Raw genomic sequence first — 25,491 nt, 5'->3', positions numbered from 1 at the left:
GTAAACCACGGTTCACCTTAATTACATCGGCCAGGGAGACATTCAGCCTGGGTCTCTTCCGACCCGCTCATCAGAACGGACGGACACTCGATGAAGCTCATCAACCGGGCACGGTCCCGCGTGGCCGCGTGCCTCACCGTGGCGGTCGTCGCGACCGCAACGGCGTTCGGAGGTGTGGGCCAGGCTGCCGCCAGTACGACGGCCACCACCGCCGGATCAGCTCCGACCGGCATCGTCCTCGGCGTCGGCGCGAAGGAGTCGCAGCGCGTCGTCAGCTGGTACGCCCCGACCGGTGCGAAGCAGTTCGTGCAGGTCGCTCCCACTCGCCAGGTCGTCCACGGCAAGTTCCCGCGGCACACCGCGACGTACTCCGCGACCGTGGCGGCGAACAAGGTCAACGGCGGCTACAACGGACACGCGACGATCGACGGCCTGCGCCAGTACACGTCGTACTCGTACCGGGTCGGCAGCGACGGCAACTGGTCGCCGACGTACTCGTTCAAGACGCAGTCCTTCAACGGCGACTTCAACTTCCTGTTCTTCGGCGACCCGCAGATTGGCTCGTCCGGCGACGTCGCCAAGGACGGCGCCGGCTGGCTGGACACCGTGAACGTCGCCCTCACCGCCAACCCCAGCGCCGAGCTGCTGGTGTCGGGTGGTGACCAGGTCGAGGTCGCGAACACCGAGACGATGTGGAACGCGTTCCTGGCGCCCGACAAGCTCCGCCAGTACCCGTGGGCCGCGACCATCGGTAACCACGACGTCGGCGGCAAGGCCTACGAGCAGCACTTCTGGACGCCGAACACCGACCGCTCGGCCGCCTTCTACCAGGGCGACTCGAGCACGCAGTCCGGTGGCGACTACTGGTACCTCTACAAGGACGTGCTGTTCATCGACCTGAACAGCAACGCCTACGCCAACGGCGCGGACGCCGCGCACCTCGACTACGTCTCGAAGGTGGTCAAGGCGCACGGCAGCAAGGCGAAGTACACGGTGCTCGTGTACCACCACTCGATCTACTCGCCGGCCGACCACGCCAACGACTCCGACAACCAGGTACGCCGTCAGGACTTCCCGACCGCGTTCTCGAAGCTCGGCGTCGATCTGGTGCTGCAGGGCCACGACCACAGCTACTCGCGCAGCTACGTGATCAAGAACGGCAAGAAGGCGAACGCGGCCGAGCAGCCGGGCGCGGCCCAGGTCGTGCAGGGACCGGGCGGTGTCATCTACGTGACGGCCGACTCGGCGTCGGGGTCGAAGTACTACGACCTGACCGCGCCGGACACCACCAAGGACCCGAACTACGGTCCGGACCCGCTGAACCCGAAGAACCACTGGGCCAACTCGGTGGAGAACCAGGAGCACGTGCGGACCTACGTCAAGGTGGAGGTGCGCAAGGACAAGCTCGTGGTCGAGAACGTCCGCAGTGGCACCTGCGCGGCCCCGAACGCGGCGGTCGAGCTCGGCAAGGTCTCCTGGTGCGGCCCGAACAGCGGCGCCAGCCCGGCCAAGCCGGTCGGCTCGCTGGTCGACAAGGTGACCATCCGTCCGTACAACAGCCACGGCCACGGTTCCTGGGGTCACCCGGGCGGCCACGACTGGACGGTCAGCAAGAACCAGAAGGGCGTCACGACGCTCACCAGTGTGAGCTGACCTGACCAATCCGATCGGGGTGGGCGTCAGGAGGCGCCCATCCCGATCTCCTCATTTCGGAAGGACCCCATGCGCGGACTACTCGCGACACTCTTGGCAGCGGTCGGTGTGATGACCGGTGCCGGGACGGCCGTTGCTGCCGACGACGTCCCCTGGTCGGTCAGTACGGCGGCCAACAGCTTCGGGTCCGATCGGCAGAACTACAGCTACACGGTCGACCCCGGCGGCGAGGTCCAAGACGCCCTCGTCGTCGCGAACAGCAGCAAGACCCCGCTCACGCTCGGGGTGTACGCCGCTGACGGGTTCACCACGGACGACGGACGGCTCGATCTCCTCACCGACGACGCCAAGTCGACCGGTGTGGGGACGTGGGTCCACACGCCCAGCGCGCAGGTGACCATCCAACCTGGCAAGTCGCTCCAGGTACCGTTCACCCTCGCCGTCCCGGCCGGCGCCACACCCGGCGACCACCTGGGCGGGATTGTCACGTCGTTGAAGCAGAGCGGTGATGTGGACCGCCGCCTGGCGATCCGGATCCGGGTGCGAGTGAGTGGCGCACTCGAGCCGAGCGTGTCGGTCGACGACGTCAAGATCCACTACTCGGGTACGGCGGTCCCGTTCGCGAAGGCCGACGCCACCGTCACCTACACGATCCGCAACACCGGCAACGCAATCCTCGCCGCGCGCCCGTCGACGTCGCTGGTCGGACTGTTCGGGGCCGGCCGAGTCGGGTCGGCCCACGTCGACGACACGCCTCAGCTACTCCCGGGTGAGAGCTGGAAGGTCTCCGCGAAGGTCGACGGAGTCAGGCCGCTCATCCGCGAGACGGGAACCGTCACGCTGCTCCCGCTCCTCACCGATGCGGCCGGCTCGACCGGCACGCTCGACACGGTCACTGCGACCGCCCACGCCTGGAGCATCCCGTGGGCGGCCCTGCTCGTCCTCGTCGTACTGTGCCTGGCCGTTGTGGTGCTGGTTACTTCACGGCGAGTTCGCCGAGCTCGGACCAGTCATCCTGAGGCAGCTTGAAGTTCACGATCCGCGGCGTCTCGACCAGGTGCGGAGGCAGGTGCTCCTGGGCGGCCTTGAAGTGGGCCGAGGTGACATGGTGAGTGGCGGCGTCGTCGTCGGCGAACGCTTCGACCAGGACGTACTCGTTCGAGTCGTCGAGGGAGCGGGACCAGTCGAACCACAGGCAGCCCAGCTCGGAGCGGGTCGCAGTGGTGAAGTCGGCGGTGATGGACGGCCAGTTGTCGGCGTGTTCAGGCTTCACCCGGAACTTGGCGGTGATGAAGATCATCAGGCTTCCTCCGCTGGATCGATGGGACCGGGACCGATGCTAGCGGTCGCGACGCGGGTGAGCGGTCGCAATCTGAGATGACAAAAGCCGCTGTCCGCCCCTCGTCGGGGGCAGGCAGCGGCTCGAGCGGCCTGGGACAGGTGGTCAGGCAGCTTGCAGTGCGCGGTTCCGGGCGGCCCAGACGGCTCGCCGCAGCTGCGCCTTGTCCGGATAGCCGGCTTCTCGACCGACCGCGTAGACGTCGTGGTTGCGCATCTTGACCATGCCGGCGACGTACCAGACCGGGCTGCCCTCGGCCAGCATGTTGATGATCATGTTCCGGGTGTCGGTGGTGATGTTCATTCTGACCCTCTCCCTTGGTCGCTCTTACTGATACGTCGGACAAGGTGGGCCGGATTCGACACCGTCGCCAAGAAAAATCTGGAAAACAAAGCGCCCCGATCAGTGATCGGGGCGCTCGTCCGTGTGGGTCCCGGGGGGAGTGGGACCACCACACGTTGGGGGGGACTTTGACGTTAACGCGACCAAGGGGTCACGCCCGGTCGTTTCACCGCCAAACCTTCGCCGAACGGTCCGAGTCCTGCGCTCAGCGGCTGTTGCGTCTGCGGTACAGCGAGGTCGCCAGCACAACCGAGAACAGGAGCAGACCGGAACACCAGGCCAGCGCGGCTCGACCGCTGTTGCCCATCGGTGTCCCGATCAGCAAGCTGCGGATCGTCTCGATGACCGGAGTGATCGGCTGGTGCTCGCTGACCGGCTGCAACCACGACGGCATCGACTCCGGTGGCACGAACGCACTACTCAGGTACGGCAGGAACAGCATGAAGAAGCTGAGAGTGCTGGCCGACTCCACCGACTTGGCGATGACACCGAGCCCCGCAGCCAGCCAGGACAGCGCGACGACGTACAGCAGCAGTAGGCCAACAGCCGCGAGCCAGTCGACTACTCCGCCGGCTGGGCGGAACCCCATGGCCAGTGAGGCGAGGATGACGATCGCCGTCGACGCGGCGTTGCGCGCCACGCTCGCGACCACGTGTCCGGTGAGTACGGCGAAGCGGTGGATCGGCAGGGACCGCAGCCGGTCGATCATCCCGCTGTTCATGTCGTCGGCGACGACCATCGCCGTCGACGCGGCGCCGTACCCGGTAGTGAGCAGCAGGATTCCCGGTACGACGTAGTTGACGTACTCCGTCCCCGTGTTGATCGCGCCGCCGAACACGTAGACGAACAGCGCCATCATCAGCAACGGCAACAGGATCGAGGCGAACAACGTGTCGACGTTGCGCCGCGCCAGCCGCACACTGCGGTCGATCATGGTCGCCGCGTCCGAGCAGGCGGCGACAACTCCCTGATGTGACATCAGCAAACCCCTCAGGCCGTCAGAGCGAGGAACACGTCGTCGAGCGTCGGCCGGTGGGACGAGACCCGCTCCGGCTCCAGTCCGTTGTCCCGGAGTACGTCGAGCACGTGGTGGAGATGAGCCGCCGTACCGTCCGACGGCACGTTCAGCACCAACTCGTTCGCGACCCCGTCCAGTACTCCGGTCGCTTTCAGCAGCTGTACCTCGTCCGAGAACCGCAGCTCGATCCGCTCGCCACCGATCTGGGTCTTGAGCGCATCCGCCGTACCACTCGCCACGATCCGGCCGTGGTCGAGCAGCACGACCCGGTCCGCCAGCCGGTCCGCCTCCTCCAGGTACTGCGTGGTGAGCAGGATCGTCGTACCGCCGCGGACCAGCTCGACGATCGCGTCCCACATCGCCGAACGGCTGGCCGGATCCAGTCCGGTGGTCGGCTCGTCCAGGAAGATCACCTGCGGCCGGGCGATCAGACTCATCGCCAGGTCGAGCTTCCGACGCATACCCCCCGAGTACGTCTTCACGCGCCGGTCCATCGCGTCAGTGAGCCCGAACTGCCCCAGCAGCTCGGCCGTACTACGCTGTGCGGCCCGCCGGCCCAGATGCATCAGCCGGCCGACCATCACCAGGTTCTCCCGACCAGTCTGGTTCTCGTCGACCGCGGCGTACTGCCCGGTGAGACTGATCGCCCCGCGGACCCGGGCCGGCTCGCGCAGTACGTCGTACCCCGCGATCGTCGCCGTACCGGAGTCCGGCTTGGTCAGCGTGGTCAGGATGCGTACCGCCGTGGTCTTGCCGGCGCCGTTCGGGCCGAGCAGCGCGAGCACCGAACCTTCCTCGACGCTCAAGTCGACCCCGGTCAGCACCTCGTTCGCGCCGTACGACTTCCGCAGTCCGATTGCCTCGACGATCATCGTCCCCTCCTTACTGCGTATCGAATACGCTAAATAGCGTAGAAGGTACGCAGTACTGCGACGCAAGCCCTAAACTGACCCGGTGGAGAACGATGAGCTGCCGGCCGATGTCGCGGCGATGTGGCGGTTGCGGGAGACCCCGCGGCGCGGGCCGAAGCCGTCGCTGACGCTCGACGACATCGTCGGCGCCGCGATCGAGATCGCCGACGCCGAGGATCTGGCCGCCGTCTCCATGGCTCGCGTCGCCGAGCGGCTCGGCAACTCGACGATGGCGCTCTACCGGCACGTGAAGAGCAAGGACGAGCTGCTCGTGATCATGTCGGACGCCGCGCTCGAGCGACCGGAGCCGATGCCGGAGGGCGTCGACTGGCGGACCGGGCTGACGTTCTGGGCCGACGGCGTACTGACGGCGATCCGGCGGCACAGGTGGTACGCGAAGGTGCCGATCTCGGGTCCGCCGGCCGGTCCGAACAACCTAGCGTGGTTCGACTCGGCCCTCGGCGTACTGAAGGACACCGGTCTGCCGGAGGAGGCGAAGGTCGGCGTCGTGATGGGGCTCATCACCTACGTGCAGGGCGAGATCCGGATGGCGTTCGACCTGGCGGCGGGCTACGCGGACAACCCGGACGCGTTTCAGCGGTTCGGCGCGACGTTGCGGCGGGTCGCGGATCCGCGGGTCTATCCGGCGGTCGCGCGGACGGTCGAGGCCGGCGTGTTCGACGAGGTCGGGAGCTTCGAGGAGGACAACGAGGCCGATTTCGACTTCGGTCTGCAGCTCTACCTGGACGGCGTTGCCGCGTTCATCGAGCGGGTGTGCGTCAAGGGTGAATGATCGCGTCGGCCGCCTGTGCGGTGGCCGCGATCAGGTGCGCGTTGCGTTCGTCGGAGCCGTACGTGCGTTCGTGTGCTTCCTCGGCTGATCTGCCGAAAGAACGGTGGCGGGCCTCGAGTCGTGCGTGGCGCAAGCCCTCGGCCACCTCGACGTACCAGCACTGATCGATCAGCGTGCGGAGACCGGTCCAAGGCGATTCGTCGAGGAGCAGGTAGTTGCCTTCGGTCACAACCAGGGTTACTGAAGGAGCAATGCCGATGCTCGCGGCGATCGAGTCCTCGATGCTGCGGTCGAACCGCGGCGCCCAGATCTGCTCGTCCGGCGATTCCTTCAGCCTCCTCAGCAACGCGACGAAGCCGTAGCCGTCGAAGGTATGCGGCGCGCCCTTCACCCCGGCGAGGCCGAGGTCTTCGAGCACCGACTGCGCGAGGTGATAGCCGTCCATCGGCACCAGCGCGACCTGATGACCGTCGGCGCTCAGCTTCGCGGCCAGTTGCTCGGCGTACGTCGACTTGCCCGCCGCCGGCGCCCCGGTGATCCCGAGGATCTGCCGCCGCCCTCGTGTCGCCAGCTCGACGGCACGATCGTAGGCGGCGGCTGCATCCAGGGTCTGCACCCGAAAATCCTAAGCGAGGTAACCGTCCGGACGGATCAGGATCTCGTCGCCCGGCTGCGCGTGATAGATCGCGAACGCTTCCGGTGAGGTGATCTCGACAGCGTGCGGATGGTCCGACGCAGTGGTGGGGGAGAAGCGCAGCAGGGTCTCGTGCGGGCCGCGGAACAGCTCGAAGAGCCGGACCTTGTTGCCGGAGGCATCGATCAGCGGAGCGTCGGGAGCGCGGTCGCCGGAGACGAGTGGGCGGCCGTCCGACGGGTCGCGGTACGACACGTCCAGCTGGCGGGTGTTCTCGCCGCGCTCCATCGCCGACTCGTCGCCGTCGACGTGCTTCTGCATCAGCTCCTCGCTGATCCCGAGCACCCGCATCGCGTTGGTCCGGCGCTCGGTCTCGTAGGTCGCCAGCAGCTCTTCGCGACCGTCCGCCAGCTTCCAGCCGAGGTTGTACGCGTCCTGGACGCCGGTGTTCAGGCCCTGGCCGCCGGTCGGCGGGTGCACGTGGGCGGCATCGCCGGCGATGAAGACGCGGCCGACCCGGAACTTCGCGGCCAGGCGCACGTTCGGCCGCCACACGGTCGACCAGGTCAGGTCGCGGAGCTTCGCAGTACCGGCGCCGGCGTACTTGTCGACCAGCGCCTGCAGGCCCTCGATCGAGGTGTCGGCATCGTCCGCGTCGAGCGGCGCGCCGAACTGGAACTGGTCGCCGCCGCTCAGCGGGGTCATAGCGATCCCTGCCATCGGGTTGTCCTTGCCTGCGAACCAGTAGCCGACCTCGTGGTCGAGCCCGTCGGCCGCTACATCGCCGAGCAGAGTGCGGATCGACTCGTCGGTCGTGCCTTCGAACGCGATCCCCAGCTGCTTGCGGACGAAGCTCTTGCCGCCGTCCGCGCCGACCAGGTAGTCGACCGCGACGGTCTCGCCGGTGGACAGCTCGGCGGTGACCGAGTCGCCGGTCTGGGTGAAGCCGACGATCGCGGTGTCGAGCTCGACGTTCACGCCGTACTCCGCGAGCTTGTCGCGCAGGATCTTCTCGGTCCGCGACTGGCCGAGCATCCGGGCGTTCGGGTACGGGATGTCCGGGGTGGGGTCGACGGGCTCGGCCATCCGGCGCTCGCCGACCAGCTCGCCGTCGAGATAGATCTTCATCAGCGGGATCGTGATGCTCTGCTCCAGCACCTGGTCGAGTACGCCGAGGTCCTCGAACACCTCCAGGGTCCGCGGCTGCAGGCCGTCCCCGCGCGATCCGTCGAAGTACTCGGTGGCCTTGTCGATCACGCGGACCGCGATCCCGCGCCGGGCCAGCTCGATGCCCAGGGTCAGTCCGGTCGGTCCGGCACCCGCTATCAGGACGTTCATAGTGGTCTCCTTGACTGAATTATGATTCACTGAATTCAGATTCAGTATGAGCCTGGCTAAGGTTCGATGTCAAGGAGGTTGTCGTGACGGACACGGTGAGCCGCCGGCAACGGGCGGCCGGGACCGAGGTGGCGCTCAAGCAGGCCGCACGCGAGGTTTTCGCCGAGCGCGGATACCTGAACACGAAGATCACCGACATCACCGCGGCGGCGGGCCGCGCGACGGGGTCGTTCTACAACCACTTCGCGGGCAAGGAAGAGCTGCTCGAGGCGCTGCTCAAGGACATGCTGCTGGAGGCCGACGAGGCAGTCGTCGATGTCGCCGGCCACGACGCCGACTTCAGCAAGCTGTCAGCGGTGCGCTGGCATGTGGAAGCGTTCTGGCGTTTCTACCAGGCGCATCTGCCGGAGATGATCGCGGTCAAGCAGGCCGCGATGGTGGACCCGGAGCTCGGGCTGCGGCTGCAGCGGATCATGGCCGACGACGACCAGCACATGATCGAGCACTTCTCTCACTTGCCCAATCCACCCGCGGATCCGCTGGTTGCGATCTCGGCGATGAACGCGCTGATGGAGGGTTTCGCCTACACCTGGCTGGTGGTCAACCCGGCCAACGGAAAGACGATCCCGGACGAGCAGGCCGTCGATACGCTCACCAATCTGCTGCATCACGGGCTGGTGGGTTAGTCCTCCGGCGGTTCCTCGGCGCCTTCGCGTTCATCCCGCTCTGCCCACTCCATCAGTGTCGCCAGCGAGTAGACGTCGTTGTCGATTCCGGCGTGCAGGTCGCCGAGCTCGGCGAAGCGGGCCGGGACAGTCGCGATCGTGAAGTCCTTCGGGTTCACGTCGTCGATCTCGTCCCAGTGGATCGGCGTCGACACCGTGCCTTCGGGGTTGCCGCGGACGGAGTACGCGCTGGCGATCGTGTGGTCGCGGGCGTTCTGGTTGTAGTCGACGAACAGCTTCTTCGGGTCGCGGTCCTTGCGCCACCAGGTGGTGGTCACGTCATCCGGCGTACGTCGCTCGACCTCACGCGCGAACGCCAGCGCCGCACGCCGTACGTCGGAGAAGCCGTACGCCGGCTCGACCCGGACGTAGATGTGGATGCCCTTGCCGCCGGACGTTTTCGGGTAGCCGACCGCGCCGAGCTCGTCGAGCACTTCGTGGACGGTGTGTGCGACCCGGCGCACCCGATCGAACGGGCAGTCGGGCATCGGGTCGAGGTCGATGCGCCATTCGTCGGGCTTCTCGGTGTCGGCGCGGCGGGAGTTCCACGGGTGGAACTCGACCGTCGACATCTGCACCGCCCACGCGACGTGTGCGATCTCGGTGACGCACAGCTCGTCGGCGGTCCGGTTGTACCGCGGGAACTTGACGCGGACCGTCTCCATCCACGGCGGCGCGCCGTGCGGCAGCCGCTTCTGGTGCACCTTCTCGCCCGCGACGCCCTCGGGGAACCGGTGCATCATGCACGGCCGCTCGCGGAGCGCGTTGACGATGCCGTCACCGACGGACAGGTAGTACTTGACCAGGTCGAGCTTGGTCTCGCCGCGGGCAGGGAAGTACACGCGGTCCGGGTTCGAGACCCGGACCGTCCGCTCGCCAACCTCCAGCTCGATCGCCGGAGACTTTCCCTTGGACTCGGCCATGACGCCAACTTAACCGGCGCCGGGGACAAACGGCATCAGGCGAGGCGCGTGAGCCAGCCTCGGGTGTCCGGCGTGCGGCCGTATTGGAGGTCGAGCAGCGTGGAGCGGATCTTCGCGGTGACCGGGCCGACGCCGTAGTCCACCGAGTGGTCGCCGATGGTCAGGTCGCCGTCGGGCCACGCGAGGCGGCCGATCGGGGTGATGACGGCGGCGGTGCCCGACGCGAAGACCTCGGTGATCTCGCCGGAGCGTACGCCGTCGCGCCACTCGTCGGCGGAGACGCGGCGCTCCTCGACCGGGTGGCCGAGGTCCGCGGCGAGCTCGATGACGGATGCGCGGGTGACGCCTTCGAGGATCGACCCGTTCAGTTGCGGGGTCGCGATCCGGCCGTCGGCGTACACGAAGAACATGTTCATGCTGCCGATCTCCTCGAGCCACTTGTGCTCGACCGCATCGACGAACGCGACCTGCTCACAGCCGTTCGCCACCGCCTCGGCCAGGCCGGCCAGGCTGGACGCGTAGTTGCCGCCGCACTTGGCTGCACCCGTCCCACCCGGCGTTGCCCGGATAGTGGAGGTCGTCAGCCAGATGGAGACCGGCTTGGGGCCGGTGTTGAAGTACGGACCGGCCGGTGATGCGATGACGCCGAACAGCACCTCGTGCGACGGCCGGACGCTCAGTGCGGCCTCGGTGGCGATCATGTACGGCCGGAGATACAGACTGGTCTCGCTCGCCTCGGCTGACGGCACCCAGGCCTCGTCCACGGTCACGAGCGCGCGCAGAGCCGCGACGAACTCGTCCTCCGGCACCTGCGGAAGCGCCAGCCGCTCTGCGCTCGCAGTGAACCGGGCTGCGTTCCGGTCGGGGCGGAAGGCCCACACCGAGCCGTCCGGGTGCCGGTATGCCTTGAGTCCCTCGAAGATCTCCTGCGAGTAGTGGAAGACAGCAGCCGCAGGGCTCAACTTCAGCGGCGCGTACGCCGTGACCTTGGCGTCGTGCCAGCCCTGATCCAGTGACCAGTTGGCAACCACCATGTGGTCGGTGAACGACTGCCCGAACGCCGGCTCCGCGAGTACGGCGGCCCGAGCCTCCGCGCCGGCCGGATCACTGCGCAGTTCGACTGCGAAGTCCCACGTGTCTGCCACTGCCGTTGTCCGCTGTTCACCTGTCACTCACCGCACGCTACCCCTGCTCTCACCTCCAGCTCGACCCGCTGCCCACACTCCGGCCCTTGGTGGTCAGTAGCCTCCGTAGCTCGACTGCACCGCGCTCGCTCTCCGGTACGACGCGGAGCACCCGATCGGCAGCGTCGTCCACCCAGAGGTCGCGCCACTCGTCCGGCAGCTCGACCAGGACGCGCAGTGCCGTGGCCAGGCCAGCTGGCACCTCACCGGCGACGGCCAGGCTCTCCGCCAGGGCGAGGTCGATCCTGGCGCGTTCGCCGATCCAGTGCTCCGGGCAGAGCTCCCGGGCTCGCTCCAGCAGTACGCAGCCGGCCACGCCGTAACCCAGTCGCGCGCACACTCGTCCCTCGGCCGAGTGGAGCTGGTACGGCATCCAGTCGGTCGGCCGCGCGGCAGTCACGACGGTCTCATCGCCGACGCCCACCAGCAGTTGCAGCGCCTGCTGCGTCTCCTCTCTCCGCCCGAGCTCGGCCAGGACCAACGCGCGGGCTGCATGAGGCACCGCGCTTGGGGACTGTTGTGCCACGGCTTTGTCGGCCAGCTCCAGCAGTGGCGGCAGCGGACGCCGCTCGGCGAGACCGCTGATTGCCTCCCTCGCGCACACCAGCGCCTCGCCGTCGCCGACCGCGGATGCATGGGCGGCCCACCACCAGCGTCTCGCCGAACGTCGCTCGCCAAGCCCGGTGAGGGTCTCCGCGATCAGGATGCTCAGCTCGGCCACCTGCACTGCGTCGACGCCCCGGGCCTGCAGCAGCTGCAGCTCACTCACCAGCTCGGGCAGCAACACAGCCGGCGGAGTACTCCGGAAGTCGTCGAAGGCAATGGTCTGGTCAGCCGCGACCAGCCCTTGCCAGGCCGGCTCGGACGGGTCGGCTGTCTGTCGCTCTGTGCGGGGAGGCCTTCGCTCGAAGGTGCCGGTCAGCTGGTCGCCGGTGCCGAGCTCACGGTCGCAGAGCCGCGCCAGGTCCGCAGAGCCCGGCCGCTGCCCGCGCTCCACCTGCGACAGGTAGCTGTGGTCGTACCCGACGCGGGCTGCCAGTTGCCGCAGGCTCAGGTCGGCCGCCTGCCTGGACTGCCGCAAGTGCGCTCCGAAAGTCGTCTGAGTAGATAGGTCTGTCACAGGACCACCCCGTTCACGCTTCGAGCTCATGTGGTGCGTGCCGCGACGCTACAAGCCCTCGCCGACAAAAACCGTACAAAACAAGGGCATGTGGGCTGTGGGCTGTTCCCACAGCCCACAGCCCACACCTGTTGTGCACAGTGCGTTCTGGACGAGGCTGGAGCGGTGAACACACTGCAGCGACAGGCCCGCCTCTTCCACCTGGTCCACCGAACCACCACCCTCGCCGAAGGCGTGGAGTGGTCCGACGGCGCGGTCACAGTCCGCTGGCGCGTTCCCCGGCGCGGCACGTCCACCTGGGACGACGGTGTCGACGCCCTCCTCGACACCCACGGCACCGGCGACAGCACCGAGCTTCACTGGTCCACAGGCCCGACGCTCAGCCGGCGGACTGCAGCGCCCGACCGGACCGCACCGACAACCACCATCTGGCTCCCGGTCTCAGCTCCGGACGGGCGGTGCTCACGCTGCGGCAAACTCTGGCCGTGCTTCAGCTGTGGCCCGTGATCGCTCCCGGTTCACGCCCGGCGCCGACGCCGGGGTCTGTCGGCGTCTGTGAGACAACGCTGTCAAGAGTTAGTTGACGCGGTTTAGTGTGAGGGCGTTTGGCGTCGGTGAGGGGTGATGGTGGTGGTTGATCCGCTCGACGAACTGGATGTGCAGTTGGCGCGGTTGCGGAGTGTGGCCGATGACCTGCGGGGGCGGCGCGGGACGCCGGTTCTGGAAGGGAATCAGGTTGAGCTGATCGAGGACGGGCCGACGCTGCTGCGCGCGTACGAGGAGCTGCAGAGGGGGTCTCGTCGCGAGGTCAGGGTGCTGGACCGGCCGCCGTACGTCACGCCGCCGTCGACGCAACAGAAGCTCGAGCTGGATCGCCTGGCCGACGGGATCGAGTACCGGGCGATCTACGGGACCGAGGTGTTCGAGTCCGAGGACATCATGGGCGTGCTGCCGGAGTTGCAGGCGGCCGGTGAGGTCAGTCGGGTGCTGGCGCAGGTGCCGATGAAGATGGCTGTGGGGGACGACGACACCGCGTTGATCGGGCTGACCAAGCGGGCGCCGGCCGAGTCGAACCTGCTGATCCGTTCGTCAGGTCTGCTGGACGGGTTGATCGCGACATTCGAGATGCTGTGGGCGCTGGCGATCCCGATGCCCGCGTTGCTCGCGAGCGGTGAGGTGCCGGCGCTGACCGAACCGGACCGGGACATCCTCTTGCTGCTGGCCGGTGGTGCGACCGACGACATGATCAGCCGGCGGTTGCGGATCAGTCCGCGGACGACCCAGCGCCGGGTCCGCGCGCTGATGGATGCACTCGGCGCGCAGACCCGGTTCCAGGCGGGCGTTCAGGCCGCCCGCCGCCGCTGGATCTAGTTGATCGTCACCACCGTCCCGGCCCGGTTCGGGAACTCGACGAAGCCGGTCGAGCGCTTGTCGGTCGGCAGCCCCGACCAGGACGCAGTGACCTGGAAGGGCTTGAACGCGGCCGGAGCCACCGGAGGCGACGTCTTGAGCGTGTTGCCCGACGAGGCGGTCACGACGTTGGTCTGCATCGTGTACTCCGTCGTGTCTGCGCCCGGCGGGTTGGACAGCGTGATCGCGAGAACGCCCCAGAGCCCAGCGGACGGTGCGGGCACGCTGGCCGACGCCTGGTTCGAACCGTCACCGATGAACGACAGGAACTGCTTCTGACCGTTCACGACCTTGTAGAGCACCAGCCAGATGCTGCCGGCCGGGTCCACCGTCTTGATGTTCCACTGCACCGCCTTGGTCTGTGCGGTTGCCGTCACCGGGTAGTCCGGCAGATCGGCGTCCGCAGCACCCGCGGGCACTGCGCCAGCGACCAGCGGAGCGGACACCACGCCGTACGAGCGGATCGGCGCACCGGCCTTGCCAGAGGTGGCAGTGAACGACACCGAGCCAGAGGCACCCGAGCTGGACACTGCGGTCGGAGCGAGGACAGACGTCGGTACGGCGACGACCGGGCTGCGGACTGTCTTCCCAGCGCCCTGCCAGGTCAGCCAACCGCTCGTGGTCGCACCGGAGTCGCCGGTGTCCAGCGTGAGCTTCACCTTGAACGTCTTGGTCTGACCGGCCTCGGTGAAGTTCAGGATCGACGGCGTCACCACGGCCTTCATCCCCGGCACGGAAACCGTCGCCCGGTACAGGCCCGGAGTCACAGCGGTCACGCGACGGGTGATGGTCTGAGAGCCGAGCAACTGGCCGACAGCGATCGACGGAGCGTTGTAGTCGCTCGGGTTGATCGCAGGTACTCCGGTGCCGGTGTTGACGCCGCTGCCCTCGAGGTAACCCAGCCAGTCCGCGTCACCCGAGTCGTAGACCAGACCGGGATCGAGCATCTTGGACGGCTGCACCTCGCCGGCACCTGCGTCGAACGGGTTGCTGTCGACCGACCCGGTAGAAGTGAGCACGTTCCCAGCGGTGGTCATCAGGGCGGACTTGACTGCCATGGGCGACCAGTCCGGGTGCTTCGACAGGTAGAGCGCTGCCAATCCCGCAATGTGCGGCGCGGCCATCGACGTACCGGAGAGGAACGCGTAGCTCTGGCCGTTGTTCGTGGGTGGTGCGACAGCGGCCAGCACGTTCACACCCGGCGCAGCGATGTCCGGCTTCAGCAGGTTGCCATGGCTCGCAAGAGAAGGACCGCGTGACGAGAAGTCGGCCATCTGCGGGTACGGCGTCTTGGTGCTGGTCGTGTTGCCCGGTACGAGTTCAGCCGTCGCACCGTCCTGCGCGGCATAGGCCTTGATCGACAGGGCATCCGGTGCGTTCACGTGCACGGTCGGTACGGCGTGGGAGTCGCCGACCACGTCCTGCGGGAACAGGTTGAGCAGCACCATCCCGACACCACCGGCCCGCTTCACCTCGGCGGACTTGTCGACCCGGGCGTTGACACCTCGCTCACACGCGACGATCTTCCCGGCCGTCTTGCTCGGGTCCAGCGTGTTCGCCATACAGAGCAGTGCGTCCGCGTCGCTGGCTGTCGCGTTCTTGACCGCAGCCGGGCTGACGAGCGGCTTGCTGCCGGACGGCATGGCCACCGTCGTACTGAGGCCGGCGTACTTCTGGCCGTTGCCCAGCACGACAGTGCCTTCGTACGGCGCAACTGTGGTCGCGCCGACCGTGGTTACCCAGGGGGAGGTGTTGTCGAGCGTGGACGCGTCCGGTCCGGAGTTGCCACCGGCCGCGGAGACGAAGACACCGGCCGACGCTGCCGACAGGAACGCCAGCTGGATCGGATCGGTGTGCTCGGACTCGAAGATCGATCCGACCGAGTAGTTGATGACGTCGACGCCGTCCGCGACCGCCTGGTCGATGGCGGAGAGGATGTCCGAGGTGAGGCCGCCGGAGTTCTGGCCGTCCTTCCCTGACCAGAGTGCCTTGTATACGGCGATCTTGGCGGCCGGAGCGACGCCGGTGACCGTACCGAAGCCGACGCCGCCGACGGAGACATCCACATTGGCCCGGCCGGCTGCAGTGGTCGCAGTGTGGGTGCCGTGGCCCTCGCCGTCGCGGGGAGATACGTAGTCGGCCCGCTGGTCCGGTGGGACCAGGTTGAGCCAGCCGTCACCGAAGTACTTCGCACTGATCAGCTTGGTGTTGCACTGGTCGGCGGTGAAGTCCTCACCGGCCTCGCAGCTACCAGTGAAGGTCCCGCCGTCGGCCTTCTCCATCACGGTCGTCGAGCCGGACAGGTACGGGCGGTACGGGTCGGCCGCGGTCGGCGGCTTCGTACCGAGCTTGGGACCGGACAAGGACGCGCTCTCCGGCCAGATGCCGGTGTCAACCACGCCGACAACGACGCCCTGGCCGGCGGTCGCCGTACCGCCGAGTGCGTTCCAGACGCCGTTCTTGCCGGACAGCTTGAGGAAGTCGGTCGACTTGCGGTCGTCCAGCGCGACATGCAGCTGGTCGGGCACGACGGACACCACGCCCGGTGTCTTGCTGAGCTCGTTGACCTGCTTGGAGGTCAGCGAGGCAGCAAAGCCGTTCAGCGTGGTCGAGTAGTCGTGGTCGACCTTGGCGCCGACCTCTGCAGCAACCTGTGCGTGCTTACCGGTCAGGAAGGACCTGTACGCCTTGCCGTTGCTGCTGTTGACCTCGACCTTGCGGCCGACGGCCGGCTTGGTGGCCTTGAGCCCGGTCACACCACCCTGGTACGTCGCCAGTGGCTTGTCGGCCAGCGTGACGACGTACCGGCCGGGTGCGAAGCTCGACCGGCCCTGTGGGGTGGTGGGAGGGGTTGCTGATCCTGGTGGAGCCACCAAGGCGGTGGTGATCAGCGCGGCGCCGGCCAAGAGTGCGGCACGCCTGCGCAGGTTCGGATGGTTCACGTGATGCCTCCACGGCATGTTGTCCTGGCCGTGGGCTGTAGCCCCGGCCGCCCGCCCCCGAGCACGGACGCCGAAGAGCCTGCCAATCCGTGGCTCCGGCTACACGGTTTTGGCTGACACTGGCCGCTGGCGAAAATCTGCCAACGATCAGCGGGTGGCAGTCGCCAACAGGTACTGCGCGGGCAGGCGGACCTGGCCGGTTGTGTCGGTCCAGTTGTCATCGAGCGTCTGGAGGAAACGGGCTCGTACGTCGTCGAGACGGCCCGCTTGTTCCAGGATGGGGAAGGTCGTGACACCGAGTGGGTGGTTGGCGATGCGGGTGTCCCAGTAGCTCTCCGCGGACGGCGTGACCACCTCGAGCTCGAGAGTGGTCGCGGTGACCTGGTAGCCGTGCGGGGCCAAGAGGGTGGTGAGGGCTGCAGGGTCGTGCCAGTCGATGCGGCCGGCTGCTGGGTTCTGGCCGGTGACTTCCCGGACCGCGCCGACAATGACGCCGACCAGCTTGCCCATCACGCCGGGCAGCCAACTGGTGAGCAGGATGCGGCTGGTCGGGGCGGCGACGCGGGAGAGTTCGGCGATCGCCGCGGCTGGGTCGGGGGCGAAGATCACGGCGAAGTTGGACAGGATCACATCGGCGGAGCCGTCGCGCAGCGGGATCGACGCCGCCGTACCGTCGACGACGGTGAGGTCGCGGGCGCCGGCTGTCTCCTGGATGACTTCGCGAAGCCGGGCGGCGGGCTCGACGGCGGTGACGCGGGCGCCGAGGTCGGCGGCGAGCAGTGCGACGTTGCCGGTGCCTGCGCCGACGTCGACCACGTGTTCGCCGGGTTTGAGCTGCGCCGCGTCCACCAGTTCGCGAGCGGCCGGCAACAGGTCGGCCGCCGTCGTTTCGTACGTGCCTTGACCCCAGTCGATGTCACTCACGCGCTCACAGTAGGCCGGATCCCGACAGCGTCGGATACCCGCCGCCGGTGATGCATTGACGTGGATTTATGGAACCTCTCTACTAAATCGCATCGTCGAGGAGGTTCTATGCGTGCACGGTGGCTTGCTGTGGTGGTCGGGGTATTGCTGGCGGCCGGTGTCACGGTGCCGGCGCAGGCGGCGAACATTCTGAGCAATCCGGGGTTCGAGTCCGGTTCGCTGAGTGGCTGGAGCTGCTCGGGTGGGTCCGTGGTCAGCAGTCCGACTCACAGCGGTGGCTTTGCGTTGAACGGCGCGGTGACGAGTTCCGACTATGCCCAGTGCAGTCAGACCGTGTCGGTGCAGCCCAACACGGCGTACACGTTGTCGGGGTGGGTGCGCGGTTCGTACGTGTACCTCGGGGTCACAGGTGGCCCTTCTAGCTGGACGCCGTCGGCGGCGAGCTTCACGCAGTTGAGTCTCTCCTTCACGACCGGAGCGAGTCAGACGTCCGCACAGATCTATATGCACGGCTGGTACGGGCAACCGGCGTACCAGGCGGATGACTTCAGTCTGGATGGTCCTGGCGGTACGCCGGGTGCTCCGACCGCTCCTGGTACGCCGACTGTCACCAGTGCGACCAACTCCGCCATCTCGTTGAGCTGGCCGGCTGCGACGGGCACTGTCACCGGTTACCGGGTCTATGAGGGCACCAGCGTCGTCCAGACCGTCGCCGGAACGACGGCGACCATCAGCGGGCTCGCCGCGTGCAGTAGTCACAGTTACACGGTGGCGGCGTACAACAGCGTTGGTGAGTCGGCGAGGTCAGCAGCTACCAGCGGTACGACGGGAGGCTGCACGAGTACCGGGCTGGCGAAGCACGCGCTGATCGGCTACGTGCACGCGAGCTTTGCGAACGGATCCGGGTATGTGCGCATGGCCGACGTACCGGACCAGTGGGACATCGTCGATCTGGCGTTCGGCGAGCCGACGTCGGTGACGTCCGGGGACATCCGGTTCAACAGGTGTCCTGCCAGCGAGTGTCCGAACGTGGAGAGCGATGCTGAGTTCATCGCGGCGATCCGGGCCAAGCAGGCCGCTGGGAAGAAGGTGCTGATCTCCATCGGCGGTGCGAACGGACAGGTGCAGTTGACCACCACCGCGGCGCGGGACGCGTTCGTCAGTTCGGTCAGCGCGATCATCGACCGCTACGGGCTGGACGGGCTCGACATCGACTTCGAAGGGCACTCGCTGTACCTGAACGCCGGTGACACCGACTTCCGCAACCCGACCACGCCGGTCATCGTCAACCTGATCTCGGCGCTGAAGACGCTGAAGGCGAAGTACGGGTCCGGCTTCGTGCTGACCATGGCGCCGGAGACGTTCTTCGTGCAGGTCGGCTACCAGTTCTACGGCGGCGCAGGTGGCGGCGACAACCGGACCGGTTCGTACCTGCCGGTCATCCACGCGATGCGGGACTCGCTGACCGTCCTGCACGTCCAGGACTACAACTCCGGTCCGGTGATGGGGCTGGACAACCAGTACCACAACATGGGCGGCGCCGACTTCCACATCGCCATGACCGACATGGTCAAGGCCGGTTTCCCGGTGGCGAACACCGGACAGACGTTCCCGGGACTGCGCGACGACCAGATCGGTATCGGGCTCCCGGCAGCAGTCAGCGCGGGCAACGGCTACACCGCCCCGGCAGCCGTGCACCAGGCGCTCGACTGCTTGGTGAAGGGCCAGAACTGCGGCGGCTACAGCCTCCGCGGCGGCGCTTCACCGGGCTTCCGGGGGCTGATGACGTGGTCGATCAACTGGGACCACTACTACAACTGGGAGTTCCAGAACAACCACGCGCCGTACCTCGACGCCCTCCCCTGACGGGTCGCTCCGCGGGCACCACAGAGCCCACGGATCCCCGGACGAGCCGATCCGGTCCGCGTCAGCCCCCGCGGACCGGATTCGGCCTGTGGATGAACGATCCCGATTTGTGCGGTTCCGCTGGTATGAAGGAGGCATGACAGCGTCAACGACCCGCGCGGTGATCCTCACCGTGGACGACGATCCCGGTGTTTCCCGGTCAATCGCCCGTGACCTCCGCCGTCGGTACGGCGAGGATCATCGCATCGTCCGGGCGGAGAACCCGGCGCAGGCGCTCGACGCGCTGAAGGAGCTGAAGCTCCGCGGTGAGCCCGTCGCCCTGCTGCTGGCCGACTACCGGATGCCCCAGATGTCCGGCATCGAGTTCCTCGAGGCCGCGATGGACCTGTTCCCCCTCGCCCGCCGCGTGCTGCTGACGGCGTACGCCGACACCGACGCGGCGATCCAGGCCATCAACGTGGTCGACCTCGACCACTACCTGCTCAAGCCGTGGAACCCGCCGGAGGAGAAGCTGTATCCGGTGGTCGACGCGATGCTCGACCTGTGGAAGTCGACCCCGGAGCCGTCCGGCGACGAGACCCGGGTGATCGGTCACCGCTGGTCGGCGCCGTCGTTCGCGGCCCGTGACTTCCTCGCCCGGAACGCGGTGCCGTACCGGTGGCTGAACGTCGACGACGAAGAGGCGAAGCGTCTCCTCGACGCTGCCGAGGTCGACGGCTCGACGCTGCCGGTCGTGATCACAGCTGACGGCACCGTGATGGTCGCACCGACCGAGGTCGAGCTGGCGAACAAGGTCGGTCTGTCCACCGCCCCGGCCAAGGACTTCTACGACCTGGTCGTGGTCGGCGGCGGTCCGGCCGGGCTCGGAGCTGCGGTGTACGGCGCCAGCGAGGGCCTGCGGACCGTGCTGGTCGAGCAGTTGGCGACCGGTGGCCAGGCCGGGCAGTCCAGCCGCATCGAGAACTACCTGGGCTTCCCCGACGGGGTGTCCGGTGCACAACTCACGGACCGGGCCCGGCGGCAGGCCGTCCGGTTCGGCGCCGAGCTGCTGACGACCCGGCAGGTTGTCGGGCTGGAGACGCTCGGCAACGCGCGGCAGCTGCGGTTCGCCGACGGCAGTGAGATCTCGGCGCACTCGGTGATCCTGGCGACCGGCGTCTCCTACCGGACGCTCCAGGCGCCGGGTGTCGACGATCTGTGCGGTCGCGGGATCTACTACGGCTCGGCGACGACCGAGGGGCCGGCGTGTGCCGGTTCGGAGGTCTACATCATCGGCGGCGCCAACTCGGCCGGCCAGGCCGCGGTCTATTTCGCCAGGTATTCGAAACGCGTGCATATGCTGGTAAGAGGACCATCGCTCACCGCGACGATGTCGTCGTACCTCATCGACCAGATCGAGGGGATCGACAACATCGAGGTGCATACCTGCACGCAGGTCGTTGCCTGCAAGGGCTCGGAGCACCTGGAGTGTCTCACCCTGCTGAACAGCGAGACCGGGGAGAGCCACGACGTGGACACGGAATGGATGTTCGTGTTCATCGGCGCGGCTCCTCGGACGGACTGGCTGCCCGGTGACCTGCTCCGCGACGATCGAGGCTTCGTCCTCACCGGACCAGACCTGCCCGGCAGACCGCCGGGCTGGCCGCTGGAGCGGGAGCCGTACCACCTGGAGACGAGCATGCCCGGCGTGTTCGCCGCTGGCGACGTGCGGGCCGAGTCGGTGAAGCGGGTCGCCTCGGCGGTCGGCGACGGAGCGATGGCCGTGACACTGGTGCACCGATACCTGGAGATGCTCTGATGACTGACCAAGCTGTGGAGCCGCGGCGGCTGACTCCCGACGAGCTGCGCACGCTGTTCCTCTTCGAGAGCCTCACCGACGAGCAGCTGCAATGGCTGTCCGAGGCCGGGTACGTCGAGAGCTGGGACGACGGGATCGTCTTCAACGAGGGGGACGAGGCGACCTGCTGCTACGTCCTGATCACCGGGGAGATCCGGCTCTGCAAGCTGTCGCACGGTGAGCTGGTCGAGATCAACCGGACCGGCCAGCGCGGGGTGTACTCGGGCGCGTTCAACGCGTTCTTCGGCGCCAACGACCACAAGTCGTACACCGCGACGATGCAGGTGACCCGGCCGTCGGAGTTCTTCGTCATCAGCGCCGAGACGATGGCGACGATGATGAACACCTGGTTCCCGATGGCGGTGCACCTGATCGAGGGCTTCGTGATGGGTATGCGCCGGACCAACGAGACCCTGGGGGAGCGCGAGCGGTTGCTCGCCCTCGGTTCGTTGTCCGCCGGCCTGACCCACGAGCTGAACAACCCGGCCGCCGCGGCGGTCCGGGCCGCGGCCACTCTGCGGCAGCGGGTCTCCGGGATGCGGTCGAAGCTGGCCATGCTCGCCGACGGCACGCTGGACGCGACCAAGCTGCACCAGATCGTCGCGCTCCAGGACGACGCGGTCGAGCGGCTCGACAAGAACAAGGACAAAGACGTCCCGCCGATGGAGCTGTCCGACCGCGAGGACGCGCTGACCGACTGGCTGGACGACCACGACGTCCAGGCCAGCTGGGACATCGCGCCGGTGCTGGCGGCGGCCGGGCTGGACGTGCCGTGGATGGAGGAGGTGCTGACGGCCGTCGGCCCGAAGTACCTCGAAGGTGCGGTGCGGTGGTTGATGTACACGATCGACACCGAATCGCTGATGAACGAGATCGACGACTCGGTCACGCGCATCTCGACACTCGTTGGTGCTGCCAAGCAGTACTCGCAGATCGACCGCGCGCCGTACCAGACCGTCGATCTTCGGGAGTTGCTGAAGTCGACGCTGGTGATGATGTCGGGCAAGTTGCAGGGGTACGAGGTGGTGAAGGACTTCGATCCCGAGCTGCCGCAGATCCCGGCGTACGCCGCCGAGCTCAACCAGGTGTGGACGAACATCATCGACAACGCGGTCAGCGCGATGGGCGGATCCGGGACGCTGACGATCCGGACCCGGAAGGACGGCGCCTACGCGGTCGTCGAGATCGGCGACACCGGCCCGGGGATCCCGGAGGAGATCCGGCGGCGGATCTTCGAGCCGTTCTTCACCACCAAGCCGATCGGCGAGGGCACCGGTCTGGGGCTCGACATCTCCTGGCGCATCGTGGTGAAGAAGCACCACGGCGATCTGCGGGTCGAGTCCGAGCCCGGCCGGACGGTGTTCAAGATCGTGCTTCCGCTCGATCCCGAACGCGAGCTGGAGTCCGACCCGGCGCTGCTTGCTTAAGGCAACCAGTCGACGATGGTGCTGACGGCTACAGGGTCCACATTCCCGGGGACCTGGTAGTCGGCCATCGTCGATGGACCACTGCCCGCGAAGAACAGATGGTTGTCGGCGTCGAGGATCTTGACGGTGGCGTTGGGTAAGCCGTCGCGCCAGGCAGGGAGATCGTCGGCGACGGTGACCTGGTAGTCGCGACCGCCTTGCAGGACGAGGATCGGTACGTCGAGCTTCGCCGCGGTGGCGACGGCGTCGTACTCGCGAAGGTCCAGCCAGAATGACGCCGGCATGCCGAACGGGAGATCTGTCAGCGGGGTGTCGGGGGAGAGGTCGGGGCTGTCGACGACGGCCGCCTGCCGCTCGAAGAGCGCGACAGTCTCGGGCGGGACGGCCCCGGTTTCGGCGAGGTACTTCATCACGCGGACGGCGGAGTGGTGCATTGGCTGCGTGTCCCCGGCCATGATCACCAGGCCCGCGACCATCGGCTCCTCTGCGGCGATCTTCGGTGCGACCTTGCCGCCCATGCTGTGACCGACGAGGAAGACCCGGTCGACGTGTTCGGCCAGCTTGCGTACGGCGGCCGTCGCGTGCGGCAGGTATTCCGCGGTCATCGTGTAGCCGGGCGCTGCCATCGCTTCGGGACGGTTCGCGGTCAGCTTGTCGAAGCGCAGTACGGCGATGCTCTGCGTGGCCAGGCCCCAGGCGAGATCCTTCAACGGCTTGTTCGGTCCGCTGGTCTCGTCGCGGTCGAACGGGCCGCCGCCGGCGAGCAGTACGACGCCGACTGACGGGTGGGGCGGGAGCGTGAGGGTGCCAGGCACCGTCTGGCCGGCCGCTTCGAGGACGAGGTCCTGCTCGGTGAAGGCGGTCGGATCGGCGTACGGCGGGGGAGTCCAGGCGGTCATCGGCACTACCTTTCTCAGTATTTGAGAAAGGTATCACGGCATGAGATCGTTCTGCCATGGATCCTTTGGAGCTGCTGGGACATCCGGTGCGGTTGCGGATCGTCCACGCGCTGCGCGGCGGCCGGCAGCTGACGACCGGCGAGCTGGGTGAGCGGATCGGCGACGTTTCGAAGGCGACGCTGTACCGCCACGTCGAGCTGCTCGCCGAGGGCGGCATCCTCGAGGTCGCCGAGGAGCGCCGGGTCCGCGGCGCTGTCGAACGCCGCTTCCGCCTGCGGCAGGAGCGTGCGTCGATCACGCCGGAACAGCTCGAGCAGCTGACCGCCGACGATCATCGGCGTGCCTTCGCCGTCGCGATGGCCGCGCTGGTGGCCGAGTTCAACACGTACCTCGATCACGAGGACGCGGATCCGCTCACGGATCTCGTGGGCTATCGCCAGCACGGCATCTGGCTCAGCAAGGAAGAGCTACACCAACTGATCGAAGGCATGCGGTCAGCGATCCTGCCGGCCCTGTCGAACGAAGCTGCCCCGGGCCGATCGCGGTATCTGCTCAGCCCGATTCTCTTTCCCGTCGAGGACTAGCGAAGCGCGGTGCCCTGGGCGTGAGCCAGCAGGGTCAGGTCGGTGCGCGTCGGGAGGGATTCCCAGTCGCCGTACGCCGTGACGCAGAAGGCGCCGGACGTGGCGGCGCGTTCGAGGCGGGCTTCTACGGGTAGTCCGTCGAGGGTGGCCGAGAGGTAGCCGGAGACGAAGGCGTCGCCGGCGCCGATGCTGTCGATGACGGTGACCGGCAAGGCGGGGCGGTGGATGGTGCCTTCGGCGGAGTGTGCCCAGGCGCCCTTGCCGCCGGCGGTGACGACGACCTGGTCGACGGACTGGAGCAGGTCGGCGATCGGGTCGGAGGCGTCGGTGAGGAGATCAAGTTCGTCGTCGGAGGCGAAGATCGTGTCGACGTGGGGAAGGAGTTCGCGGATGGCGGCGGCTGCTTCAGGGCGGGACCAGAGGCGGGCGCGGTAGTTCACGTCCAGTGAGACCTGAGTGCCTGCAGCGGATGCCGCGCGTACGGCGGCCAGCGTCGCAGCGCGAGCCGTGTCGGAGAGGGCCGGAGTGATGCCCGTGACATGGAGCAGAGTCGGCGTCGCCGTAGCAATGGCCGCTGTGGCTTCAGCGGGTGTCAGCGTGGACGCGGCCGAGCCGCGGCGGTGGTAGCTCACCCGGGTGATGTCGTGCGACGGCTGGTCGAAGGCGATGAAGCCGGTGAACGAGTCGTCCGAGAACCGCAGGTACGTCGTGTCGACGTTCTCGGCGCGCAGCGTCCGCTGGATCAGCCGACCGGGCTCATCGTTGCCTACGGCACTCAACCAGGCAGCGTCGTGCCCGAGCCGGGCGACGCCGATCGCGACGTTGCTCTCGGATCCGGCGATCGACAGATGCGCGTCGCCGCCCAGCCGCATCGGCCGCGCAGTCCGTACGGACACCATCGTTTCACCGAAGGTCAGCACATCGGTCATGAGTGACTCCTAGACCCCGAGCTCAGTGCGGAACGTGCTCGCCCGAATCGCGAGCTCGGCCAACGATCCGCCGATGCCTGCGTCGCCCAGCAGCGGCGATCCAACGCCGACCGCAAGCGCTCCGGCGGCGAGGTACTTCGGCGCGGACTGCGCATCGACCCCGCCGACGGCGATCAGCGGTGCGTCCGGGAGCGGGGCCCGGAGCTCGCTGAAGTACCCGGGACCGTGCAGCTTCGCCGGGAAGATCTTCACCGCAGTCGCGCCGAGATCCAGCGCGGCGACAACCTCCGTCGGCGTCAGCGCACCGCAGAGAAGCGGCAGACCGAGCTGAACCGCACGATGGGCACCACGCGTGATCGCCGGAGTGACGACGAAGCCGGCCCGAGCCGCGGCGACCTCGTCAGCCTGCGCCGCGGTCACGACCGTCCCGGCGCCGATCAAGATGTGCGGGTCGTACTGCGAACGCGCCTTGGCGATCGCCTCGACCCCGCCCGGCGTCGTCAGCGAGATCTCCAGCGCGGTGACACCGGCCTCGACGAGCGTCTCGACGCAGGCGAGCGCGGTATCCGCCCCGTCCGCCCGGATGATCGCGAGCAGCTTCCGGTTCCGGAGTTCGGCAAGCAGGTCCATGGTCTCCAACCTAGGTGATCGATTCAGAAATAGGACGTCCTATGAGCTCTGTTCGAGACGGCT

Annotated in this window: 24 protein-coding genes; 10 read left to right on the top strand and 14 right to left on the bottom strand. The window is 67.6% G+C overall.

What is annotated here, in order from left to right; all coding sequences use genetic code 11:
- The first annotated feature begins 90 nt into the window (after positions 1 to 90).
- Both FDA38_RS33315 and FDA38_RS33310 read left to right on the top strand, forming a co-directional pair.
- A complete protein-coding gene (locus tag FDA38_RS33315; RefSeq protein WP_137258155.1) occupies positions 91 to 1,653 on the top strand; it encodes a purple acid phosphatase family protein in 1,563 nt (520 codons plus the stop codon).
- 69 nt (positions 1,654 to 1,722) lie between these two features.
- Positions 1,723 to 2,682, top strand: coding sequence for a WxL protein peptidoglycan domain-containing protein (locus tag FDA38_RS33310; RefSeq protein WP_137258154.1), 960 nt, complete (start codon positions 1,723 to 1,725; stop codon positions 2,680 to 2,682).
- Here FDA38_RS33310 and FDA38_RS33305 read toward each other — a convergent pair.
- The 4 genes from FDA38_RS33305 to FDA38_RS33290 all read right to left on the bottom strand — a co-directional run bounded on the left by FDA38_RS33305 (position 2,630) and on the right by FDA38_RS33290 (position 5,224).
- Positions 2,630 to 2,953, bottom strand: coding sequence for a putative quinol monooxygenase (locus FDA38_RS33305; RefSeq protein ID WP_137258153.1), 324 nt, complete (start codon positions 2,951 to 2,953; stop codon positions 2,630 to 2,632). The two genes, FDA38_RS33310 and FDA38_RS33305, sit on opposite strands and share 53 nt — an antisense overlap.
- A gap of 144 nt (positions 2,954 to 3,097) precedes the next feature.
- On the bottom strand, positions 3,098 to 3,295 hold the full coding sequence (locus FDA38_RS33300; protein WP_134108795.1) for a hypothetical protein: 198 nt from the start codon (positions 3,293 to 3,295) through the stop codon (positions 3,098 to 3,100).
- A 244-nt stretch (positions 3,296 to 3,539) separates the two neighbouring features.
- Positions 3,540 to 4,313, bottom strand: a complete 774-nt coding sequence (locus FDA38_RS33295; RefSeq protein ID WP_137258152.1) for an ABC transporter permease — start codon at positions 4,311 to 4,313, stop codon at positions 3,540 to 3,542.
- 11 nt (positions 4,314 to 4,324) lie between these two features.
- A complete protein-coding gene (locus tag FDA38_RS33290; RefSeq protein WP_137258151.1) occupies positions 4,325 to 5,224 on the bottom strand; it encodes an ATP-binding cassette domain-containing protein in 900 nt (299 codons plus the stop codon).
- A gap of 82 nt (positions 5,225 to 5,306) precedes the next feature.
- Between FDA38_RS33290 and FDA38_RS33285 the strand changes: the two genes are divergently transcribed.
- Complete coding sequence (locus FDA38_RS33285) at positions 5,307 to 6,056, top strand: TetR/AcrR family transcriptional regulator (protein ID WP_233715075.1); 750 nt, start codon at positions 5,307 to 5,309, stop codon at positions 6,054 to 6,056.
- On the opposite strand, the gene FDA38_RS33280 is transcribed toward FDA38_RS33285, so the two are convergent.
- Positions 6,043 to 6,672 carry a nucleoside/nucleotide kinase family protein gene (locus tag FDA38_RS33280; RefSeq protein ID WP_137258150.1) on the bottom strand — a complete coding sequence of 210 codons (630 nt, stop codon included), beginning with the start codon at positions 6,670 to 6,672 and terminating at the stop codon, positions 6,043 to 6,045. The genes FDA38_RS33285 and FDA38_RS33280 overlap by 14 nt on opposite strands.
- Positions 6,673 to 6,681: 9 nt before the next feature.
- Positions 6,682 to 8,028 carry an FAD-dependent monooxygenase gene (locus FDA38_RS33275; RefSeq protein WP_137258149.1) on the bottom strand — a complete coding sequence of 449 codons (1,347 nt, stop codon included), beginning with the start codon at positions 8,026 to 8,028 and terminating at the stop codon, positions 6,682 to 6,684.
- Positions 8,029 to 8,111: 83 nt separating this feature from the next.
- On the opposite strand from FDA38_RS33275, the gene FDA38_RS33270 reads away from it, so the two are divergent.
- On the top strand, positions 8,112 to 8,714 hold the full coding sequence (locus FDA38_RS33270) for a TetR/AcrR family transcriptional regulator (RefSeq protein ID WP_202877967.1): 603 nt from the start codon (positions 8,112 to 8,114) through the stop codon (positions 8,712 to 8,714).
- Here the strand turns inward: FDA38_RS33270 and ligD are convergent.
- From ligD to FDA38_RS33255, 3 genes are read right to left on the bottom strand one after another with little or no spacing between them, the layout of a single operon-like run.
- Entirely contained in the window at positions 8,711 to 9,676 is a 966-nt protein-coding gene (gene ligD, locus FDA38_RS33265; RefSeq protein ID WP_137258148.1) for a non-homologous end-joining DNA ligase, read from the bottom strand. The genes FDA38_RS33270 and ligD overlap by 4 nt on opposite strands.
- A 35-nt stretch (positions 9,677 to 9,711) precedes the next feature.
- A complete protein-coding gene (locus tag FDA38_RS33260) occupies positions 9,712 to 10,821 on the bottom strand; it encodes a branched-chain amino acid aminotransferase (RefSeq protein ID WP_137258147.1) in 1,110 nt (369 codons plus the stop codon).
- 49 nt (positions 10,822 to 10,870) lie between these two features.
- Entirely contained in the window at positions 10,871 to 11,941 is a 1,071-nt protein-coding gene (locus FDA38_RS33255; protein WP_170989957.1) for a helix-turn-helix domain-containing protein, read from the bottom strand.
- Positions 11,942 to 12,145: 204 nt separating this feature from the next.
- Between FDA38_RS33255 and FDA38_RS33250 the strand changes: the two genes are divergently transcribed.
- Both FDA38_RS33250 and FDA38_RS33245 read left to right on the top strand, forming a co-directional pair.
- Positions 12,146 to 12,487, top strand: a complete 342-nt coding sequence (locus FDA38_RS33250; protein ID WP_137258145.1) for a hypothetical protein — start codon at positions 12,146 to 12,148, stop codon at positions 12,485 to 12,487.
- A gap of 123 nt (positions 12,488 to 12,610) precedes the next feature.
- The gene (locus FDA38_RS33245; protein WP_137258144.1) at positions 12,611 to 13,351 is read left to right on the top strand and encodes a helix-turn-helix transcriptional regulator; all 741 of its coding nucleotides are present in this window, start codon (positions 12,611 to 12,613) and stop codon (positions 13,349 to 13,351) included.
- Here FDA38_RS33245 and FDA38_RS33240 read toward each other — a convergent pair.
- A complete protein-coding gene (locus tag FDA38_RS33240; RefSeq protein ID WP_170989956.1) occupies positions 13,348 to 16,332 on the bottom strand; it encodes a S8 family serine peptidase in 2,985 nt (994 codons plus the stop codon). The two genes, FDA38_RS33245 and FDA38_RS33240, sit on opposite strands and share 4 nt — an antisense overlap.
- A 147-nt stretch (positions 16,333 to 16,479) precedes the next feature.
- Complete coding sequence (locus tag FDA38_RS33235; protein ID WP_170989955.1) at positions 16,480 to 17,256, bottom strand: class I SAM-dependent methyltransferase; 777 nt, start codon at positions 17,254 to 17,256, stop codon at positions 16,480 to 16,482.
- Between the two features lie 108 nt (positions 17,257 to 17,364).
- On the opposite strand from FDA38_RS33235, the gene FDA38_RS33230 reads away from it, so the two are divergent.
- The 3 genes from FDA38_RS33230 (at position 17,365) to FDA38_RS33220 (ending at position 22,386) form a co-directional block, all read left to right on the top strand.
- A complete protein-coding gene (locus FDA38_RS33230; RefSeq protein WP_137258141.1) occupies positions 17,365 to 19,122 on the top strand; it encodes a chitinase in 1,758 nt (585 codons plus the stop codon).
- A 136-nt stretch (positions 19,123 to 19,258) separates the two neighbouring features.
- Positions 19,259 to 20,920 carry an FAD-dependent oxidoreductase gene (locus tag FDA38_RS33225; protein WP_137258140.1) on the top strand — a complete coding sequence of 554 codons (1,662 nt, stop codon included), beginning with the start codon at positions 19,259 to 19,261 and terminating at the stop codon, positions 20,918 to 20,920.
- On the top strand, positions 20,920 to 22,386 hold the full coding sequence (locus FDA38_RS33220; protein WP_137258139.1) for an ATP-binding protein: 1,467 nt from the start codon (positions 20,920 to 20,922) through the stop codon (positions 22,384 to 22,386). The genes FDA38_RS33225 and FDA38_RS33220 overlap by 1 nt, the downstream gene beginning before the upstream one ends.
- On the opposite strand, the gene FDA38_RS33215 is transcribed toward FDA38_RS33220, so the two are convergent.
- The gene (locus FDA38_RS33215; protein WP_137258138.1) at positions 22,383 to 23,285 is read right to left on the bottom strand and encodes an alpha/beta hydrolase family protein; all 903 of its coding nucleotides are present in this window, start codon (positions 23,283 to 23,285) and stop codon (positions 22,383 to 22,385) included. The two genes, FDA38_RS33220 and FDA38_RS33215, sit on opposite strands and share 4 nt — an antisense overlap.
- Positions 23,286 to 23,341: 56 nt before the next feature.
- Between FDA38_RS33215 and FDA38_RS33210 the strand changes: the two genes are divergently transcribed.
- Positions 23,342 to 23,869: a helix-turn-helix domain-containing protein gene (locus FDA38_RS33210; protein WP_137258137.1), complete on the top strand. Its 528-nt coding sequence runs from the start codon at positions 23,342 to 23,344 to the stop codon at positions 23,867 to 23,869.
- Here FDA38_RS33210 and FDA38_RS33205 read toward each other — a convergent pair.
- Together FDA38_RS33205 and FDA38_RS33200 are read right to left on the bottom strand one after the other, a co-directional pair.
- Complete coding sequence (locus tag FDA38_RS33205; protein ID WP_137258136.1) at positions 23,866 to 24,798, bottom strand: sugar kinase; 933 nt, start codon at positions 24,796 to 24,798, stop codon at positions 23,866 to 23,868. The two genes, FDA38_RS33210 and FDA38_RS33205, sit on opposite strands and share 4 nt — an antisense overlap.
- Positions 24,799 to 24,807: 9 nt before the next feature.
- A complete protein-coding gene (locus FDA38_RS33200) occupies positions 24,808 to 25,428 on the bottom strand; it encodes a bifunctional 4-hydroxy-2-oxoglutarate aldolase/2-dehydro-3-deoxy-phosphogluconate aldolase (RefSeq protein WP_137258135.1) in 621 nt (206 codons plus the stop codon).
- Between the last annotated feature and the right edge of the window lie 63 nt (positions 25,429 to 25,491).

The organism is Kribbella jiaozuonensis, assembly GCF_005233875.1.
GTDB lineage: Bacteria > Actinomycetota > Actinomycetes > Propionibacteriales > Kribbellaceae > Kribbella > Kribbella jiaozuonensis.
The sequence above is the reverse complement of the archived record's forward strand: the minus strand, read 5'-3'. Positions and strand labels throughout refer to the sequence as shown.